The following is a 2,604-nucleotide window of genomic DNA, read 5'->3' as shown; positions in this document are numbered from 1 at the left end:
GGTCAGATTGAGTAGTCATTGCTTATTCTCCGGTTAATGGATTATAAGCAGTTACACAGTTTTTGGGAAACTCCCGTGGGCGCACCAACCATTGTATTTAGACATAACCTCGCATTACCTCAGACTCTTCAAAACCTTATCATACCTAAGCTTTAGTCTTTATTAAACACTTGTCATAAGCTATTTGATTCGGTCATCAATTAACATATCTAATCCTTTATCGGCTTTAAAAAGGTGATATTTTGTCAACTAGCGTCAATAATCGCGTTTAACAGCAGAGGCTATATAGATAAACGATTTATAAGCTCAGCACATTTTTCTCTTAAGGTATCTCTGAGCAATCTTACTGCAGGTGTTATCGACTGCCTGCTTGGGCAAATTAGCCAAAGCTCATTTTGCTTTACTTGATAGTCAGTCATGATAGGAATCAGTCTACCTGCTAATATATCGTTAGATAGATCCAAACAAGACTTTACCGCCAGCCCTTTGCCTTCAATACACCAATGCTTAACCAGATCGCTATCATTAGACGCTCGGTTGCCATTCATTTTTACTTTATGTGTTTGTTTATCTTTGGTGAACTCCCAAACATCATGAGTCTTATCGTACAGCTGATAAAACAGGGCATTGTGCGCTGGTAGCTCATGCGGGTGTTGAGGTATGCCATGCTCTTCTAAATACTCGGGCGATGCGCAAAGCAGGCCTTGCGTATCACATATCTTAAAGCCATAAAATCCAACATCTTTGGGTGAGCCATAGCGTAATGCCATATCTACAGAGTCGCGATAAAAGTCGATCTGACTATCACTCAAGTTCACTCTCAAGCTTAAATTTGGATGCTTGTCTAATAATTCATCAAGCCACGGCGTGACAACATTACGTCCTAGGTCAGAAGGCAGAGTAATTCGCAGCTCACCATCAACGACGTCGAGGTCTTCTTTTATATTTTGCCGCGCTTGTTCAAGCAGTAACAGAGCTTTTTCACATTCCGGTATATAGCGTTCTCCTGTACTCGATAGCCGTAACTGCCGCGTCGTTCGGATAAATATTTCAGCACCTAACGCTTTTTCGACCCGTTTGAGTGCCGCACTAGCAGTGGCCGCGCGCATGTCCAGATGCGTTGCCGCAGCTGTGATACTACGGTGTTCGGCGATTTTTAAAATAACTTCAAGATCGGATAACAACATATTTTCAATTCTTATTTGATAATGTATCAAATATTACCCTGTTTATTATGCAATAAGCCAGCGTTATGATGGTAGCTACTTAACTAATTGGTGTCACATTATGAAAGCATTTGTCGTCAAAAAAAGCGAAGATAAAAATTTTTCGAGCAGCATACAGGAGGTACCTGTACCCAAATGCGGCGAAGATGAAGTGGTTATAAAGGCGACTTATTCCTCCCTAAATTATAAGGATGCCTTAAGTTCTATAGGTAATCCTGGTGTGACCAGAAAATTCCCACATATCACAGGTATCGATGTGGCAGGCGTGGTACATGAAACCACTTCTGACGCCTTCGCTGTTGGCGAAAAAGTGCTAGTGACGGGTTATGATTTAGGTATGAACACGGACGGCGGTCATGCAGAGTTTGTAAAAGTTCCAGCCTCATGGGTTGCAAGATTACCGATGGGAATAACTGATAAAGACATCATGACTTTTGGTACGGCAGGACTGACTGCAGCCTTAAGTGTTAATGAGCTGATAAATAATGGTGTCAAGCCTGAAGATGGCGAGGTTTTAGTCACTGGGGCGACAGGCGGCGTCGGTTCTATAGCCATCTCGATACTGAGTAAGATTGGCTTTAACGTCGTTGCCGTTTCGGGAAAAGAGACACAAATTGAGTACTTAAAACAGATTGGTGCCACAGAAGTTATCCTCAGACAAGATTTTAATGAAAATGCCAAAAAGCCAATGATGGCTGAGAGATATGCTGGAGTGGTTGATACGGTCGGCGGTGAAATCTTAGCTAATGCGTTAAAATATATAAAATACGATGGCGTCGCAACATGCTGTGGATTGACCGCTTCACATGAGTTAAATACCAACGTATTCCCATTTATTTTACGAGGTGTCAGATTAATCGGTATTGACTCCGTTGAATGTGAGCTTGACAAGAAGCAAACGGCTTGGAATAAACTCGCTGATGAATGGAAGGTGGAGACACTAGCAAGTATCACCAATGAGATTGCGCTTGAAGATATCAAAGCGACTTATCAGTTGATGCTAGAGGGACAGTCCGTTGGTCGCTATGTGGTCAAGATTTCATAAGCGTTTGTGATTATTAATATAGAGGATGAGTCGATCCATTATAGTCAGGAGAGACTCACCTTTTAGGAACGGCTCTTTTAAGACGCTATTCTTCAATATTTCAATAAAATAACTTATAACGTTGATCTCATAATAATAGTGCGTTCACTAAGACTCAGAATAGGTAGTTGCTGTATATCAAATGCTAGTAATTCAGATTTATATTGTTTATCTGTATTACTGGCAACATCTAAATAACTGTCTTCACCACTCAATTCATTAGACCTCTTGCAAAAGTCATAGTCTAAGCTCGGAATTAATGATACCAGCAAATAGCTTCATTCTAAGATCGTA

At 41.0% G+C, this 2,604-nt stretch carries 2 protein-coding genes; one reads left to right on the top strand and one right to left on the bottom strand.

Going from position 1 to position 2,604, the window contains the following annotated elements:
* Positions 1-281 precede the first annotated feature (281 nt).
* Positions 282-1,187, bottom strand: a complete 906-nt coding sequence (locus ACS8FD_RS12920) for a LysR family transcriptional regulator (RefSeq protein WP_439276199.1) — start codon at positions 1,185-1,187, stop codon at positions 282-284.
* A gap of 100 nt (positions 1,188-1,287) precedes the next feature.
* Between ACS8FD_RS12920 and ACS8FD_RS12915 the strand changes: the two genes are divergently transcribed.
* A complete protein-coding gene (locus ACS8FD_RS12915; RefSeq protein ID WP_439276198.1) occupies positions 1,288-2,271 on the top strand; it encodes a YhdH/YhfP family quinone oxidoreductase in 984 nt (327 codons plus the stop codon).
* The last annotated feature ends 333 nt before the right edge of the window (positions 2,272-2,604 follow it).

Source organism: Psychrobacter sp. 1U2, assembly GCF_051847575.1.
Note: the sequence above shows the minus strand (reverse complement) of the source record. Positions and strands in the feature narration are given on the sequence as shown.